This window comes from Paraburkholderia kirstenboschensis, from assembly GCF_032806925.1.
In the GTDB taxonomy this organism is placed as follows: domain Bacteria; phylum Pseudomonadota; class Gammaproteobacteria; order Burkholderiales; family Burkholderiaceae; genus Paraburkholderia; species Paraburkholderia kirstenboschensis.
On sequence record NZ_CP136513.1, the window covers coordinates 2,902,830 to 2,918,188 of the forward strand.

14 protein-coding genes are annotated in these 15,359 nt (G+C 63.6%); 5 read left to right on the plus strand and 9 right to left on the minus strand.

Annotated features, from left to right (window positions below; translation table 11 throughout):
* The first annotated feature begins 14 nt into the window (after window positions 1-14).
* Window positions 15-275, plus strand: coding sequence for a hypothetical protein (locus tag RW095_RS35725; protein WP_317020459.1), 261 nt, complete (start codon window positions 15-17; stop codon window positions 273-275).
* A 282-nt stretch (window positions 276-557) separates the two neighbouring features.
* Here the strand turns inward: RW095_RS35725 and RW095_RS35730 are convergent, their stop codons facing one another.
* The 5 genes from RW095_RS35730 to RW095_RS35750 form a co-directional block, all read right to left on the minus strand.
* Window positions 558-1,523: an ABC transporter permease gene (locus tag RW095_RS35730; protein WP_317020460.1), complete on the minus strand. Its 966-nt coding sequence runs from the start codon at window positions 1,521-1,523 to the stop codon at window positions 558-560.
* Window positions 1,524-1,542: 19 nt separating this feature from the next.
* On the minus strand, window positions 1,543-2,619 hold the full coding sequence (locus RW095_RS35735) for an ABC transporter permease (protein ID WP_317020461.1): 1,077 nt from the start codon (window positions 2,617-2,619) through the stop codon (window positions 1,543-1,545).
* Window positions 2,609-4,261, minus strand: coding sequence for a sugar ABC transporter ATP-binding protein (locus RW095_RS35740; protein WP_317020462.1), 1,653 nt, complete (start codon window positions 4,259-4,261; stop codon window positions 2,609-2,611). Before RW095_RS35740 ends, RW095_RS35735 begins: the two co-directional genes overlap by 11 nt.
* A 192-nt stretch (window positions 4,262-4,453) precedes the next feature.
* Entirely contained in the window at window positions 4,454-5,485 is a 1,032-nt protein-coding gene (locus tag RW095_RS35745) for an ABC transporter substrate-binding protein (RefSeq protein WP_317020463.1), read from the minus strand.
* Window positions 5,486-5,594: 109 nt separating this feature from the next.
* Entirely contained in the window at window positions 5,595-6,647 is a 1,053-nt protein-coding gene (locus tag RW095_RS35750; protein ID WP_128586222.1) for a LacI family DNA-binding transcriptional regulator, read from the minus strand.
* A 335-nt stretch (window positions 6,648-6,982) separates the two neighbouring features.
* Here RW095_RS35750 and RW095_RS35755 point away from each other — a divergent pair, with 335 nt between their 5' ends.
* Window positions 6,983-7,966 (plus strand): aldose 1-epimerase, encoded by a 984-nt coding sequence (locus RW095_RS35755; RefSeq protein WP_317020464.1) that lies wholly within the window; start codon window positions 6,983-6,985, stop codon window positions 7,964-7,966.
* 95 nt (window positions 7,967-8,061) lie between these two features.
* Here the strand turns inward: RW095_RS35755 and RW095_RS35760 are convergent, their stop codons facing one another.
* On the minus strand, window positions 8,062-8,859 hold the full coding sequence (locus tag RW095_RS35760) for an endonuclease/exonuclease/phosphatase family protein (protein WP_317020465.1): 798 nt from the start codon (window positions 8,857-8,859) through the stop codon (window positions 8,062-8,064).
* 123 nt (window positions 8,860-8,982) lie between these two features.
* Entirely contained in the window at window positions 8,983-9,522 is a 540-nt protein-coding gene (locus RW095_RS35765; RefSeq protein WP_317020466.1) for a hypothetical protein, read from the minus strand.
* A 291-nt stretch (window positions 9,523-9,813) separates the two neighbouring features.
* Between RW095_RS35765 and RW095_RS35770 the strand changes: the two genes are divergently transcribed.
* The 3 genes from RW095_RS35770 to RW095_RS35780 all read left to right on the plus strand — a co-directional run bounded on the left by RW095_RS35770 (window position 9,814) and on the right by RW095_RS35780 (window position 12,600).
* Complete coding sequence (locus tag RW095_RS35770) at window positions 9,814-10,791, plus strand: AAA family ATPase (protein WP_317020467.1); 978 nt, start codon at window positions 9,814-9,816, stop codon at window positions 10,789-10,791.
* Between the two features lie 234 nt (window positions 10,792-11,025).
* The gene (locus RW095_RS35775) at window positions 11,026-12,132 is read left to right on the plus strand and encodes an NAD(P)/FAD-dependent oxidoreductase (RefSeq protein ID WP_317020468.1); all 1,107 of its coding nucleotides are present in this window, start codon (window positions 11,026-11,028) and stop codon (window positions 12,130-12,132) included.
* A 156-nt stretch (window positions 12,133-12,288) separates the two neighbouring features.
* A complete protein-coding gene (locus RW095_RS35780) occupies window positions 12,289-12,600 on the plus strand; it encodes a high-potential iron-sulfur protein (RefSeq protein ID WP_128586217.1) in 312 nt (103 codons plus the stop codon).
* A gap of 307 nt (window positions 12,601-12,907) precedes the next feature.
* Here the strand turns inward: RW095_RS35780 and RW095_RS35785 are convergent, their stop codons facing one another.
* Together RW095_RS35785 and RW095_RS35790 are read right to left on the minus strand one after the other, a co-directional pair.
* On the minus strand, window positions 12,908-14,446 hold the full coding sequence (locus RW095_RS35785) for an amidase (protein ID WP_317020469.1): 1,539 nt from the start codon (window positions 14,444-14,446) through the stop codon (window positions 12,908-12,910).
* 206 nt (window positions 14,447-14,652) lie between these two features.
* The gene (locus tag RW095_RS35790) at window positions 14,653-15,351 is read right to left on the minus strand and encodes a dienelactone hydrolase family protein (protein ID WP_317020470.1); all 699 of its coding nucleotides are present in this window, start codon (window positions 15,349-15,351) and stop codon (window positions 14,653-14,655) included.
* Window positions 15,352-15,359 lie beyond the last annotated feature (8 nt).

The window sequence follows — 15,359 nt, forward strand, 5'->3', positions numbered from 1 at the left end:
GCACGGCAAGGGCGATGCTGCGCTCACCCGCGAACGGGAAGTGCGCGCAATCCATTATTTTACCGCGCCCGCAGCCGGTGGGCCGTGGCGCGGCGATCGGGCGCGACAAATACGGGGACAAGCGCCGCCAGAAGCCCGGCCAAAACCATTGCGGCGAGCGCCGATACAGCGGTGCGAGCGACGGTTATCAGCCCACGGTCGTCAAGCGGATTACTGGTTTAGAAGCGCCCGCGCCGGGTCTGAATGCGATCGGCGGCGGGAAAAACCTGGCGTGATTGCAGCCGCGCTTCACCACGGGTACGGCGATGGGCGAAAGCCGCGCAGGGCGGTCGCCATTGGCTGTCGGCTTGCGCCGGGTAGGTGCGCCGCGCGGCCAACATTTTCGGGATGATACCGAAACCTGCCGTGCGGCGCAGCATAGACCCTGCCGATAAAGCAGGCAAACGCGCCAGAAAAAAGCCGCGCAAAGCAGCCTGGCGACGCACGATGACGGCGGCTCGCCAGCTCGCCGGCTCGTCGGCCCAGACCACCGCCGCTCCCTATCCAGTCGCCGCCGCCTAACTCTGCACCTGCGCCACCATCCGCTTGTTACCCCTTTGCTTCAGCACTCTGGCTTGCAAAACGATCACGAGCAGCAGAAACACGCCCCGAATCACCGATTGCCAGTACGCCGACAGGCTGATGAACCCGAGGCCGTTCTCGAAGTTCAGCAGGTTGAACACGAGGCCGAGCAGCAACACGCCGGCAATCGTCATCGCAATCGAGCCTTCGCCGCCCGTGAGCAGTGTGCCGCCGAGCACCACTGCGGAGATCGCGAACAACTCCCAGCCGACACCTTCGTTCGGCTGCCCCGCGCCGAACTGCGCGGCCAGGATCACGCCCGCCATGCCGGCGAGCAGGCCGCTGACCGCATAGGCCATCACGAGTGTGCGGTCCACGTTCAGACCCATTAGGCGCGCCGCTTCCTCGCTTCCGCCGATGGCGAGCGAATGCCGCCCAAAGCGCGTGCTGCGCAGCGCAAGCCAGCCGGCCACGGCGACCAACACGGCGACCATCCCAGGAATCGGCAAGCCGAACAGATCGCCTTGGCCGAAGTTGGCGAAATTCGAATCCGAGGCGATCGACACTGCATCGTTCTTGCCGAGCAGCAACGCGACGCCGTGCGCGCCGAGGCTCGTCGCGAGCGTCACGATGAAGGGCAGAATTTTCAGCCGCGTGATGATGACTCCATTCAGCACGCCGGCGGCGAGCCCGGCCGCGCAACCCGCGGCCACGGCGACCCAGCCGCCGTGCGCGCTCGCCATTGCCGCCACGACGCTCGACATGGCCGCGACCGTGCCCACCGACAGGTCGATGCCGCCCGTGATGATCACGAACGCCATGCCGACCGAGATCAGCGCGAACATCGAGTTGTAGCGCCAGAAGGAAGTGATGTTGTACGCCGACGCGAAATGCTCGTAGCGCACGAGGCCGAGCACGACGAGCGCAACCAGCGCGAGCAGGATAGGCAGATTCTTTTTCATCGCGATAAAGTCCCTGGCGTTAGCGCGAGCGCCGCTGCACGTACACGGCGGCGACGATAATGCCGGCCTTCACCACCAGCGCGGCCGCATCGGGAATGCCGTGCGCGAGCAACGTGTAGCGCAGCAACTGGATGATCAGCGCGCCGATCAGCGTGCCGCCGATAAACGCCTTGCCGCCCGTCAGCGCCGTGCCGCCCACCGCGACCGCTGCGATTGCATCGAGCTCGATGCCGAGCCCGACCACGTTCGCATCCGAAGAAGAATTGACGGAGATCGAAATCAGCCCGGCCAGTCCCGCCAGCGCCGCACACAACGTGTAGGCGATCAGCTTGACGCTCGCCGTCGGCACGCCCGACAGATAAGCCGCCTTCTCGTTGCCGCCGGTGATCAGCAAATACTGGCCGAACAGTGTCTTACGCACGACCCACGCGAATGCAACCACCAGCGCGAGCATGAGGAGCACCTGGAACGGCACTCCCGCAACCTTGCCGAGCGCGATCCACTGGAAGGCCGGCGTATTGAAAGCCTGCAGGCTGCCGTCGGTGACGACTTGCGCAATGCCGCGTCCGGCAATGAAAAGCACGAGCGTCGCAACAATTGGTTGAACGGCGAGCCTCGTTACCAGCAGTCCGTTGAAGACACCGCACAACGCCGCGGCCAGCACCGGCAGTACAAACGCCAGCGCGATGCCGCCAGGTCCAGGTATGTTGAGGAACAGCATCGGCGCGAGCGCGCCCGAGATGGCCATCGACGCGCCGACCGACAGATCGATGCCGCCTGTCGCGACCACGAGCGTCATGCCGATGCCGACGATCACGATCGTCACCACCTGCGTGAGATTCACGTTGAACGTTTGCAGCGACCAGAAATGCGGCGTGAAGATCAGGTTGAACAGCACCATCGCCACCAGCACGATCACTTCTCGTTGCATCGCGAGGCGCCGCCAGTTGCGCACGGTGGTGGCATGGGAAGCGCGCGGCGCATCTGCCGGCGAGCTTGCCTGCTGAGGCGCGGCTTCGCTGCCGGGTTGCGGCCCGGCTTGCTGGCCCGCCTGCGGCTCGCTTTGCAAAGACTCCGGGTCCAGCTTAAACACCATGACGGTCGCCCTCCAGCGCGTCTTCGATATGTGCGGCATTCGCTGTCTGTGCCGCTTCGGCCAGCTGCGAACTGCTGTCGCCGCCGTAGGCGATCGCGTCCATGATCGCGCTCTCGCTCATCTCGGCGCCGTTCAGTTCCGCGACGGTCCGGCCGTCGCGGATCACGACCGCACGGTCGGCCACCGCCGTCAGCTCTTCCAGCTCCGAAGCGGACATGAGCACGGCGAGTCCCGCGTCGCGCAATTCGCGCACGATCTTCGCGACGTCCGCCTTCGCACCCACGTCGATGCCGCGCGTCGGTTCGTCGAGCAGCAGGAGCGACGGCTCGGCGGCGAGCCAACGCGCAAGCAGCACCTTCTGTTGATTGCCGCCCGAGAGTTCGCGGATCGGTTGATCGGCGGAGCGCAGCTTGATGCCGAGCGACGCAATGAAGCGGTCGACAATCGCCTGCTGCTTCTTCACATCGACGATGCCGTTTCTCGTCAGCGTGCGCAGACAGACGAGCGTGAGGTTGTCGCGCACCGATAGTTCCGAAACGATGCCTTCGGCCTTGCGGTCTTCGGTTAGATAAGCGAGACCGCGCGCGATCGCGTCTTGCGGCGATTTCAGCGTCACCGTTGCACCGTCGATCGAGACCGACCCGCGTTCCAGCGGATCCGCGCCGAACATCAGTCGCATGGTTTCGGTACGCCCTGAACCGAGCAGGCCCGCCAGACCCACGGCTTCGCCCGCATGGACTTCGAGCGAGACGTCGCTCACTTTCGGACGCGCGCCCAGATCGCGCGCGGCGATGGCCTGCTTGCCGCGTCGCGCGAGATTCGCTTCGCGTGCCGCGGGATCGTCGTGGACGACGGCAGCGAGCGTACGGCCGAGCATCGTTGTCACGAGTTGCAGCTTGTCCATCTCAGCCATCGTGCTTTGCGCGACCGTCTGGCCGTCGCGCATCACAGTGACGCGGTCGCATAGCGCATACAGTTCGTCCAGCCGATGCGACACGAAGATCACCGCACGCCCGTCGTCGCGCAGCTTGCGCACCACGGTGAACAGCAACTCCACTTCGCGTTCGTCGAGCGACGAAGTGGATTCGTCCATGATGACCATCTTCGCGTCGGAGGAAACGGCGCGCGCGAGCGCCACCATCTGCTGGATCGCGGTCGAATAGCGGCCCACCGGTTTCTTCACATCGATATGCAAGCCAAACGAGTCGAGCAGTGCGGCGGCGCGATGCTGCACCGTGCGCCAATCGATCAGACCGAAGCGGCGGGGCTCGCGGCCAAGAAAAATGTTCTCGGCCACCGAGCGGAACGGTACCAGGTTGATCTCCTGATAGATCGTGCTGATGCCGGCTTCGCGCGCCTGCTTCGGTGTGCGGAAATCGACTTCGCGACCCTCGAAGCGCACGCTGCCCGAGCCGCGCCGATAGGCGCCGGTCAGGATCTTGATCATGGTTGATTTGCCTGCGCCGTTCTGGCCGATCAGCGCATGCACTTCGCCCGCCGCGACGCTGAGATTCGCGCCGCGCAACGCGGGCACGCCACCGAAGCTGATGCCGATGTCCCGCATCTCGAGTAATAGCGGACGCGTAGCTGGAGATTGCGAAGGCTGCGGGGAGTGTGGCGTGTGCGTGCCGGATTGCGTCACAGGTGTCCTCCTGATGCGCGTACAGCGGTCGACGCTTTGCGCCTGCCCATCTTACGCTGCATAAAAGCGAAGCGACGGTCCGTGGTTCACGGGCGCGTCGCTTCGAACCCTTCCGTCATCCGCTTGCAGAGGAGACTGTTTCAAGGCGGAGACTTCTTGCTGCCTGGTTGGCGAGCTTCGCCAGCAATACCGTCAATAACCGTATTGCATGCTCTGCTGCACGTTGCTCTTGTCGTAGAAACGGTCCGACACCTTGACCCAGGTCGGGATCTTTTCACCCTTCGCGTAACGCTGCGCGACGTCGCAGGCGAGCGGCCCGAAGAACGGGCTCGACTGGACGCTCGCGCCCAGTTCGCCGGCGGCAATTGCATCGAGTCCACCCTTGGTGCCGTCGATGGTGACGATCTGGATGTCTTTGCCTGGCTGCTTGCCCGCCGCCTTGATTGCGGCGATCGCGCCGAGCGCCATTTCGTCGTTATGCGCGTAGACGGCGGTGACGTCCGGATGGGCCTGTAGCAACGTTTCCATTACTTGACGGCCCTTGTCGCGCGCGAAGTCGCCGCTTTGCGACGCGATGATCGTCATGCCCGGATTCTTCGCGATGATTTCGTCGAAGCCCTTCTTGCGATCGTTCGCTGCGGACGCGCCGGTAGTGCCTTCGAGCTCGATGATCTTCGCCTTGCCGCCCGTTGCCTTGATGAGCCAGTCTGCGGCGCGATGACCCTGATCGATGAAATCGGAGCCGATAAACGTGATGTAGTCGCGGCCTGCAACCGCCACCGACTGATCGACGTTACGGTCGACCAGAATCACCGGAATGCCGGCCTTCTTCGCCTGCAGCACGACGGGTGCAAGCGGCTTTTCTTCACGCGGCGGGAACACCAGCAGATCGACGTGCTGCGCGATCATGCTCTGGATGTCGGACACCTGCTTGGAGTTGGAGCCGTTCGCGTCGGTCATCACGAGCTGCCAGCCGCATTTCGCGGCCACTTCCTTGAAGCTGCGTGTTTCCGCGAGGCGCCACGGGTTATTGCTTTCGGTCTGCGCGAAGCCGACCTTGAGTGGAGTCTTGCCGGGCAGTTTCGGCAGCGCGTCGTCCGCGTGCGCCGCGATCGCACCAAGACCCGCGGCGAGACCGACTGCCAGAGCCAGCAGCGAACCCGCCAGCGGACGAATCTTCTGCGTGCGCGCATTCCTGCGCGCCTCTTTGTTTAGCAACGCCATGTCTTCCTCCAGTACCTGGTGAGGTGTGTTTTGCTTTTTGATTTTCCTGCCGCCCGACAGCTTCGCCACGACCGGACGCGTCGATTATTTCACCGTGAATTATTATCGGTCAATCACTAATAATATTAGTCATGGGCTTTTTCGCCTCGGTAATTACCCGCACTGACGCACGTTCGACCAACGGTCCGTCGAGCTTTACCACACGATGCCGCACCGGCGCGCCGGCCGCCCGGTTGTGTTCTTCCTGAAGCAGGGTTTCGACAGCCCAACGTCCGAGTTCGTAGTTCGGCAGCACCACCGTGGACAGCGGCGGATGCGTGTGGCGCGCGATCTCCTGGTCGTCGTAACCGAGCACTGAGACGTCTTCTGGAACGCGTAGGCCGAGCTGCTTCAGCGCTTCGATTGCGCCGATCGCGGTCAGGTCGTTCGCGCAGAAAATCGCTGATGGCGGATTAGGCTCGCGCATCAGCGAAAGCGTCAGTTCGAAGCCGAGTCCGGAGCTCCAGTCTCCGTCGCGCACGAGTTCGGGCGCATACGGCAGATCGGCCGTTGCCAGCGCGGTGCGATAACCCTTGAGCCGGTCTTTCGACGCATCCTGCCACGGCTCGCCGTTGATATAGCCGATCCGCCGATGTCCGGCTTGCAGCAGGTACTCGGTGGCGAGATGACCGCCCGCGACTTCGGCCGGCACCACCGACGAAAAGCCGCTGTCGCCCGTGTAGCAGTTGAGCAGCACGGTCGGCACGCGGGAGAGCGCGGCTGGCGGCGTCACCTTGCGCGTATAGACGGTCGCGTAAATCACGCCGAGCACATGCGGGTTCGACAACGTCGTGTCGAGTACCTGCTTTTCGATGTCGGCGTTGCCGTGCGTCGAATAGACCGCCAGCATCTTGCCGCTCGCGTAGGCCGCGTCGCGGGCGCCGTCTACATTGACGACCGGATGGGGGCTCGTCGAGATTTCGTCGGCGAGATAGACGATCAGATTGCGTTCGTCGCTCGATGCCGCGACCGGCGCGCGCGGCGAAAGTCGGTAGCCGAGGTCGTGCGCGGCCTTGAGAATCTTCTTGCGGGTGTTCTCGGAAAACTTCGCGCCGGTCGCGTTGTTGAGCACCAGGGAGACAGTCGATTGCGACACGCCGGTGAATTTGGCGATGTCGGTCATGGTGGGACGGCGTTGAGTCGATTTTTTCATTGTGCGGGCCGCGCTGCAGCGGCGCTAAAGCGAAGACATGCTGAACATTCTGTGCTGACGGTACCACTAATAATATGCACGCGGCAACGCGCGCTAACCCGTCACATGAGGCGCAGGCGGCAGGACGTTGTGCAGCCACGGAGGCCTGGATTATTACTAATAATATTGACCGGGGCGTCGTGGCGTGCGATTCTGCGACGCGCGGACCCTACGATCCGCACGGACCGCGCAGAGTGCGGTACATCGACGCCAACAGCGTCCGCGTTGTCGCCGTCTTCGCGCGATGCCATGTTTTCGCTCTCACCATGCCCGACGTTTCCACCAATCCCAAGCAGCCCGCTGCAACCGATCTTGCCTGGCTCGACGAGCCTTCCATCGCGCCGCAGCTTGTCACGCTGACGGCCGGCACGCTACGGCTCGTAATCGCGCCTGCCATTGGCGGCGCGCTGGCTGCTTTCTACGAGAGCACGCCGAACGGTCCTATGCACTGGCTGCGGCCCGCTTCGCATGCCGCATTCACTGAGCACGACCCGTTGCGCATGGCGAGCTTTCCGCTCTTTCCATATTGCAACCGGATTCGCGATGCGCGCTTCGGATTCGATGGCGCTACAGTCGATCTCAGCGGTAACGACCCGCGCTTTGCGCACGCGCTGCATGGCAATGCATGGCGACGTCCGTGGCAAGTAGCCGCGCTGACGCAAAACTCGGTGGACCTGCATTTCGAGCACGAACCCGGCTCGCGCATTGCCGGCGATTGGCCGTTCCGCTATCGCGCGCGGCAGCGTATCGAACTCACCAATCAGGCGTTGCGCATCACGCTGTCCGCGCAAAACCTGGCCGGGCGGGCGATGCCATTCGGCATGGGACATCATCCGTACTATCCGCGCACGCGGCAAACGCGGATCTACGCCGATGTACAGGCGATGTGGCACGCCGACGCTCACGTGCTGCCGACGCATCTCGGCGCGCATCCGGCTGTCGATGCGTTGCGCGGCGACGGTCTCTCTCCGGATGCTTTCGATCTGGACAACAACTTCGCAAACTGGGCGCGCGAAGCGACGATTGCATGGCCCGACGAACGCCGTCAATTGACGATGACCGCCGAGGCGCCGTTCGACCATATGGTGATTTTCGCGCCCGCCAACGACCCGCAGCTATGCGTGGAGCCGGTGACGAACACGACGGATTGCTTCAACGCGTCGGGCCCGCGTGAGCATGTGGGCGGCTGCGTGCTGCAACCGGGCGAAGAGCTCGCGGCCACGGTGACGTGGACGCCCAAGCGAATCTAGCCGCTTGGGCGTGGAGTCTGCCGGAGCGTTTTACGCGCTACCGCGCTATAAAAAGGAGCGGCCGCACCGCCCCCGCAACGTCGATACACACGCCGTCATTCGACGCGCAACCGCGCCATGTAGGGCAGATGATCCGAGAGCCACGCGGTCTCCTGCGTCGGCTGGATCCACTCGATCGGCTTCATGCCGCGGATAAACATCTTGTCCAGCGCGAGGGCCGGCGAGAAGGCCGGGAAGGTGCGGCCGGATTCGCCAAGCAGCGTGGCGACTTCGTGCAGGCCGTGTTCGCCGAAAAGCGGCACCGAGTCGTTGCGCCAGTCATTGAAGTCGCCGGCCAACACGAGCGGGCCGTCCGGCGCTTCCTTCGCGATCCAGTGAGCGATCCAGTTCATCTGACGCAAGCGCGCCGAGCGCGTGAGGGCAAGGTGCGCGCACAACAACGTGACAGAATGTCCGCCGAACGTTGCGCGCGCGACAAGCAAGCCGCGCTTTTCGAAGCGATGCGCGGAGATGTCCCAGCGTCCGCCGAGATCGAGCGGATGCGGCGACAGGATCGCATTGCCGTGCCGCCAGGACGGCTTGAACACGTTGGGTCCGAGCGCGATTTCCAACTGGAGCGCCCGCGCGATTTCGGTCGCCTGGCAATGCCACACATCGCTTAGCGGATCGGCAACCGGTGCGCCGAAACTGCTCCCCAGCACCGGCGACGGCATGCGCCGCGCCATTGCTTCCTGGAGGAAATAGGCGTCGGCCTGGGTCGACTGAACCCAGCGCTGCATGGCCTGCCAGGCTTGAAAGCCGAGCGGTGTTCGCCCTTTGTGAAGGTTCCAGCTCACCGCCACAAAATCTTTGGGTGCTGTGCTTTCGCGGATCAATTCTTCGGGGTTTCGCATGCCGCGTTATCCACGTGTTCTGTTTTCGGGGCTTTGATTATTCGTGCGTTGTTCGCGCTACGGTCAGGTTGGCTCTTCAGCGTCGCTTTTCAACCCTTCGCTTTTCAACGCTTCACTTGGCGCTCAGTTCGTGGCGTTCGCGCCACTTGCGGCACTCGTGCCTCCCGCTCCAGTCGCCCCGTTAGTCAGGCTCGCGCGGACGCGATAGACCAGCGTCGGATCTTTGGCGACGATCGTCCAGCTTGCCGATTGACCCGCTGCCACTTTCAGACCCGGGTGGCTCGCGTTCACCTGGCGCGGCTGCGGCGGCAGTTTGCAGCCGGTGTCGGTTTGCCGCGCGGCGGGGTCCTCGAAAGTTTCCTGCGCCTCGATGGACAGCGTGACCTCGTTACTGTCCGCCTGCAGCGGCGACACCGTTAGCGTCCGCGCGAGGTCGATGCTGCCGGCCGGCTGGTCCTTGCAGCCGACGTTATGCTGAACCACCTTGTGATGCGTATCCGTGCGCGCCTGGCCGACCGTGGTGGTGCCCTCGAACGCGTCGATCTGCTGACCGTCGCGTAGTACTTGCAGCTCCCACTGCACGACCGGCTGCGGCGGCCGTTGTTGCGCCTGTGCGAGCAACGAAGTGCCAAGCAGCACGGCCACGATACTGGTTTTCCACATAAAGCAAATCTCCGGTGACTGCGTCCGGCAGCGTAGTCAGATGGCCATCTTACGCCTGATGAGCGGAACGCTTTTCTGACAGGTTAAACGGGGCCGGGTTCGGCAACAATGCATTTCCTGTTGCGCCGATAATCCCGACGGCGCTTCCCGCGCGCGTCTCAAACAACCGGCCGTTAGCAGCAGAGCCGCACGACTGCTGGCTTGCGTGCCGATCTGTCCTCGTTAAACTGAACCTGAAACGGCGCCCGCCTTGGGTGCCGCCGAGCAGGGCCAGCCAGAACGGGGTGAGCAATGACAACAGCAATGGTCAAACAGGAAATCGCCGTGGCATCGTTCAGTCAGGTGTACGACCTCGATCGGGTCGAGACCGCGCTGAACGATCTCGGCGAAGGTGCCAACGAAGCGCTGCGCACAACCTACGAAAAGATGCTGAAAACCGGCAATTTGCGCTTCTGCGTCAAGCCGAACCGCATGCCGTCGATCGACGATCTGATCGACGCACTGCCGAACTTCGCCGACCCGCTCGACGACATTCGCAAGCAGGTCGCCCTCTGTCTCGAGACGGAAGACCGGCTCGAACTGATGCCGATTCTGCTGCTCGGCGACCCCGGCATCGGCAAGACGCATTTCGCGAAGCAGTTAGCGCGCCTGCTCGGCACGGCTTACCATTACGTCGCCATGAGTTCGTTGACGGCTGGGTGGATTCTTTCCGGTGCGTCGTCGCAATGGAAAAATGCGAAACCGGGCAAGGTGTTCGACGCGCTCGTGAACGGCAGCTATGCAAACCCTGTCATCACGGTCGACGAAATCGACAAGGCCACCGGCGACTCGCAATACGATCCGCTCGGCGCGCTGTACGCGTTGCTGGAGCATGACACGGCGCAGACTTTCATCGATGAATTCGCCGAAATTCCCATCAACGCCGGCCATGTGATCTGGATCGCCACAGCCAACGACGAGCGCTCGATTCCAGAGCCGATCATGAACCGGATGAACGTGTATGAGATTCCGCCGCCGGACCGCGACGGCGCGCGCCGCATCGCGCAATCCATTTACGCGGAAATTCGCGGCGCACACAACTGGGGTCTGCGTTTTCCGGAACAACTCGGAGATGGCGCCTTGGAGGCGCTGAAGAATGCGTCGCCTCGCGAAATGCGTCGCGCGATTCTGAACGGCTTCGGCGCCGCGCGGATCGACGGGCGCGACGAGATCGGCGGCGGCGACATCCGGCTCGACTACGGCAACCGTCGCAGACCCATCGGTTTCTGAGGGCTCATGTTCGCTCCTTGCGCGCAAGTCAGAGCGCCGATGCCCGCGATCCCGCCGCCCGGAAACGGCGGAGGGCATCGAGCTCTGTGCGGCGTCGTACAATTCCACGCAGCAGGTTGCGAAACGGCAGTGCGTTCGCCAGCGAGCGGTGTAAGACGTTCGATGGCTGCATGCTGGCGTCATCTATATTGGTGAATGAGGCGGCGCGCGGCGAAGTCGGCTGCGTCGAGGGACATGGACCAAATCGAATGTGTCGTGATCGGCGCGGGCGTGGTCGGGCTCGCGGTGGCGCGCGCCCTGGCGGCGCGCGGGCGAGAAGTGATCGTGCTGGAAGCGGCCGAGGCCATCGGCGTAGGTACGAGTTCGCGCAACAGCGAAGTGATTCACGCGGGCATCTACTATCCGCGCGGCTCGCTCAAGGCAACGCTGTGCGTGCGGGGGCGCGAGATGCTCTACGACTACTGTGTCGAGCATAACGTGCCGCATTCGCGCTGCGGCAAGCTACTTGTAGCGACGTCGCATAATCAGATCCCGCAACTGGAAAGCATCATGAACAAGGGCCGGGAGAACGGCGTGCTCGACCTGATGCGTATTACCGGCGACCAGGCACAGGCGCTAGAACCTGCGCTCGAATGTGTCGCGGCGGTGTTCTCGCCGCAGACGGGCATTGTCGACAGTCATCAGCTGATGCTCGCGTTGCAAGGCGACGCTGAACGCGATGGCGCGGTGTTCGCGTTTCACTCGCCTGTGGAGGCGATCGAAGCGAGTAATGGCCGCTTCATCATCAAAGTGGGCGGCGACGCGCCCACCACCATCAGTTCGGCTTGCGTGATCAACAGCGCCGGCCTGCACGCGAACGCGCTGGCCCGCAAGATCCGCGGACTCGACGCGCGCCACGTGCCGCCGCTTTATCTCGCGCGCGGCAACTATTTCGGTATCTCGGGGCGCGCGCCGTTCAGCCGGCTGATTTATCCGATGCCCAACGAAGCGGGACTCGGCGTGCATCTGACGATCGACCTGGGCGGCCAGGCGCGTTTTGGTCCCGACGTCGAATGGGTCGATGCAATCAACTACGACGTCGATCCGCGACGCGCCGAATCTTTCTACGCGGCGATCCGCGCCTACTGGCCCGCGCTTCCCGACAATGCGTTGCAGCCCGCCTATGCAGGCATCCGTCCAAAGCTGTCGGGTCCGGGCGAACCTGCTGCCGACTTCGTGATTCAGGGGCCTGCCGCGCATGGCGTGCGCGGACTCGTCAATCTGTTCGGCATCGAATCGCCGGGACTGACTGCTTCGCTCGCGATCGCGCAACGGGTCTGCGAGTTGAGCGGGCGCGCGTGAGCAGGGCCGCTACGTCTTCACGCCACGCTGCGCCAATTCGTACCGATTCGCTTATCTCTATCATTTGAGCCGTCACGCACGGCGGCTTCATTGCTATGCTTGGGGACCGCTGTCGATAGAACGGCGATCAGTTCAATATAAACGGAGTGAGTCCCCATGAAAGCTTCCCGTCGTACGTTTTTGATCACCAGTATCGGTGTTGCCTCGTCGCTCGCGCTGTCCCGCCAGGCGTTCGCCGACGCGCCGAAGGTCGCCGAAAGCGATCCGACCGCGCAAGCGCTCGGCTACAAGGAAGACGCCAGCAAGGTCGACAAGGCGAAGTTCGCCAAATACGCGCCGGGCCAGGACTGCGGCAATTGCAGCTTCTATCAGGGCAAGGCGACAGACCCATATGCGCCGTGCCCGATGTTCGCCGGCAAGCAGGTCGCATCCAAGGGTTGGTGCAGTGCATATAACAAGAAGGCGTGAACGCGCAGCCGACACGCCGCGCTCACTTGTAGCGTGAAAAGCGCTGCAACATTGCGGCGCGCATGCAATGAGCCATCACCCGGGCGTCTGCCGCCAAGCGCGGCAGACGCCCTTTTTGTGGCTTGATACGGCGGACGTGCCCTTTACACTCCAATGCGATTTGCCGCGACTCGGGCGCGATTCATCGCGCGAATGCCCATTGACGCTGACACAGAACATCACGGGACGCTTTTCGGAGGCTCGAGATTCGCATGGCACCAGCGTCGAGAAGCCTGAATACCCGCGCGGTCGCGGCGAAACGCGTCGCCTAGCTGCGCGCTTTGATAAGCGGCGGCCGTTTGTCAAACCAGGGGCGCGCCGCTTCCAGTTGGGCGGCGAGGCGCAACAGCGTCGCTTCTCCACCGTCGCGCGCGGCGAACTGCACACCGACCGGAAGTCCGCGTGCATTCCAGTAAAGCGGTATCGACATGGCCGGCTGGCCGCTCAAATTGAACAACTCCGTGCAGCCTGCCCACGCAAACGCTTTATTCGACGCTTCGGCGAGTAGTTTCTTTAGCAGCGGTTCGAGAGGCATCGCGCTGACCGCGCGCATTTGCATGCGTTCCGCCGAAGTAGGCTGCATCTCGCCGATCTTGATTGGCGCGCTCGCAAGCGTCGCACACAAGATCACGTCGTAACGCTGCAGCAGACCCGTCAAACGTTCGGTGATGCGGCGCTGTTCTTCGAGCGCAGCGGGCAGGCCGCGTTCACCGAGCTTGCGGCCCACGTGCGCCATCGCCCACGTCGAGATTTCGAACTCTTCGCGCAGCGGTTTGCGCCCGGTGATGCGTTCGGCGTTCAACACGAGGTCTTCCGCGGTGACCGACCAGAGCGTGAGAAATGCGTGTCTGACGGCCGCGAAATCGATGCCGAGCGAAATCGGCTCGATGTTATGGCCAAGCGAACTCGCGAGTTGCGCGGCGTCCTCCAGTGCGGCGCGCGCATCGGCGGAGAGGGACGGCGCGAGCATCGGCTCGGTTACGTAAGCGATGTTCAGCCGTTTGCACGGCTCGCGGCTCGCGCCGAGAAACGTACCGGGCGCGGCGAGCGGACGGTCGGCATTGCCAGCAAGAAGGTCGAGCAGCAACGCGCTGTCGCGCACGCTGCGCGATACGCCGTGATCGATGCCGAGTTCGCCCGCCGTGACCGCGGCGGGCATGCGCGGCACGCGTCCGCGCGACGGCTTCAGTCCGAAGAGGCCGCAGCACGATGCAGGAATGCGAATCGAGCCGCCGCCGTCCGACGCATGCGCAAGCGGCACGATGCCGGCCGCAACTGCCGCCGCCGCGCCGCCGCTGGAGCCGCCCGGCGTATGGTCGAGGTTCCACGGATTGCGGCATGCGCCAAACAGTTCGGGCTCCGTATAAGGCATCTGGCCAAGCTCAGAAGTGCTGGTCTTGCCGAAGATGTTCAACCCTGCCGCCTTGGCAAGCGCGACCACTGGCGCGTCGTCGCCGGGAATGAAGTGACGGTAGTGGCGGCTGCCCATTGTCATGCGCAATCCTGCAACCGGAGCGCCGAGATCCTTGATCAGATACGGCACGCCGGCGAGCGCGGTCTGCGCGGTCGGCGTCGTTCCTGGGTTGCCGGCGTCTGCGGGATTCGCTCCGTTCGTCATGCTTGCGTCGTAACGCGACGCGCGTTCGCGGGCCGCGTCATAGTCCTTCAGCACGATCGCGTTGATCGCGGGATTGACCGCATCGGTGCGCGAGATCGCTGTGTCCACCAACTCGCGCGCGCTCGCTTCTCGAGTGCGCACGAGTTCGGCCAGGCCGATGGCGTCATGGGCAAGATAGTCTGATAGCACGACGGGGAGTCCTCGCTGCCGAATGTTGAATGGCGGATGTTCATGCGCGCCAGCGGCTGGGGCAAACAGGACGCCGCGATCTTCCAGCCGCTCATGGGCGCGCATAAAAGAAGACGGCGCGCCGAGGACGCGCCGTTTCTGACAGGGTAACCGACTTACGCGCAGGCGTGAGGCGCCGCGCGCATCGTGCCGACTATCGGCTCGACTTAAGCACGCTCGCCGAGGAACGTCAGCGTGCGACCATGCGCGAGCGCCGAAGCGCGCTGGTTATACGACGCACGGTCCCAGCAGTTGAAGCCGTGATCGGCATTCGGATAAATGTGGAACTCGGTATCCGTGCGGCCCGCAAAGCGCTCCTGAATCTGACCGACGGCCGACAGCGGAATGTGCTCGTCGAGTTCGCCGTAGTGAAACTGCATCGGCACCTTGACCTTCGCGGCTTCGTCGAGCTGGTTCTGGATGCCGCCGCCGTAATAGGCGACTGCGGCGTCGACGCTGCCTCGTGCGGCCGCCATATATGCAAGGCGTCCGCCGAAGCAAAAGCCGATGGCGGCGATCTTGCCTGTGACTTCGGGCATTGCGCGCAGTGCCGCCGCAGCGGCGCCGATGTCGTCGGCGGCCTCGTTCGCGTCGAGCTTCTGCATTAGTTCGATGCCCTTTGCGCGGTCGGCGCCTTCATACGTCAACTCGACGCGCGGCTGCACCCGCCAGAACACGTCCGGGGCGAGCGCGATATATCCGTCTTGCGCGTATTGATCCGCGACCGAGCGGATATGGCTGTTCACGCCGAAAATTTCCTGAATGATGATGACGGCCGGCCCCTTGCCGCTTTTGGGCAACGCCAGATAGCCGCCGAACGTGTCGTTGCCGGCAGGGATGTCGATCCATCGGGAAGTCGTGCTCATGATGTTCT

Coding starts and splice junctions, on each gene's coding strand:
- RW095_RS35725 (WP_317020459.1), top strand. CDS start 15: ATGCTGCGCTCACCCGCGAACGGGAAGTGCGCGCAATCCATTATTTTA.
- RW095_RS35775 (WP_317020468.1), top strand. CDS start 11,026: ATGGACCAAATCGAATGTGTCGTGATCGGCGCGGGCGTGGTCGGGCTC.
- RW095_RS35765 (WP_317020466.1), bottom strand. CDS start 9,522: ATGTGGAAAACCAGTATCGTGGCCGTGCTGCTTGGCACTTCGTTGCTC.
- RW095_RS35750 (WP_128586222.1), bottom strand. CDS start 6,647: ATGACCGACATCGCCAAATTCACCGGCGTGTCGCAATCGACTGTCTCC.
- RW095_RS35735 (WP_317020461.1), bottom strand. CDS start 2,619: ATGGTGTTTAAGCTGGACCCGGAGTCTTTGCAAAGCGAGCCGCAGGCG.
- RW095_RS35760 (WP_317020465.1), bottom strand. CDS start 8,859: ATGCGAAACCCCGAAGAATTGATCCGCGAAAGCACAGCACCCAAAGAT.
- RW095_RS35755 (WP_317020464.1), top strand. CDS start 6,983: ATGCCCGACGTTTCCACCAATCCCAAGCAGCCCGCTGCAACCGATCTT.
- RW095_RS35745 (WP_317020463.1), bottom strand. CDS start 5,485: ATGGCGTTGCTAAACAAAGAGGCGCGCAGGAATGCGCGCACGCAGAAG.
- RW095_RS35790 (WP_317020470.1), bottom strand. CDS start 15,351: ATGAGCACGACTTCCCGATGGATCGACATCCCTGCCGGCAACGACACG.
- RW095_RS35730 (WP_317020460.1), bottom strand. CDS start 1,523: ATGAAAAAGAATCTGCCTATCCTGCTCGCGCTGGTTGCGCTCGTCGTG.
- RW095_RS35780 (WP_128586217.1), top strand. CDS start 12,289: ATGAAAGCTTCCCGTCGTACGTTTTTGATCACCAGTATCGGTGTTGCC.
- RW095_RS35770 (WP_317020467.1), top strand. CDS start 9,814: ATGACAACAGCAATGGTCAAACAGGAAATCGCCGTGGCATCGTTCAGT.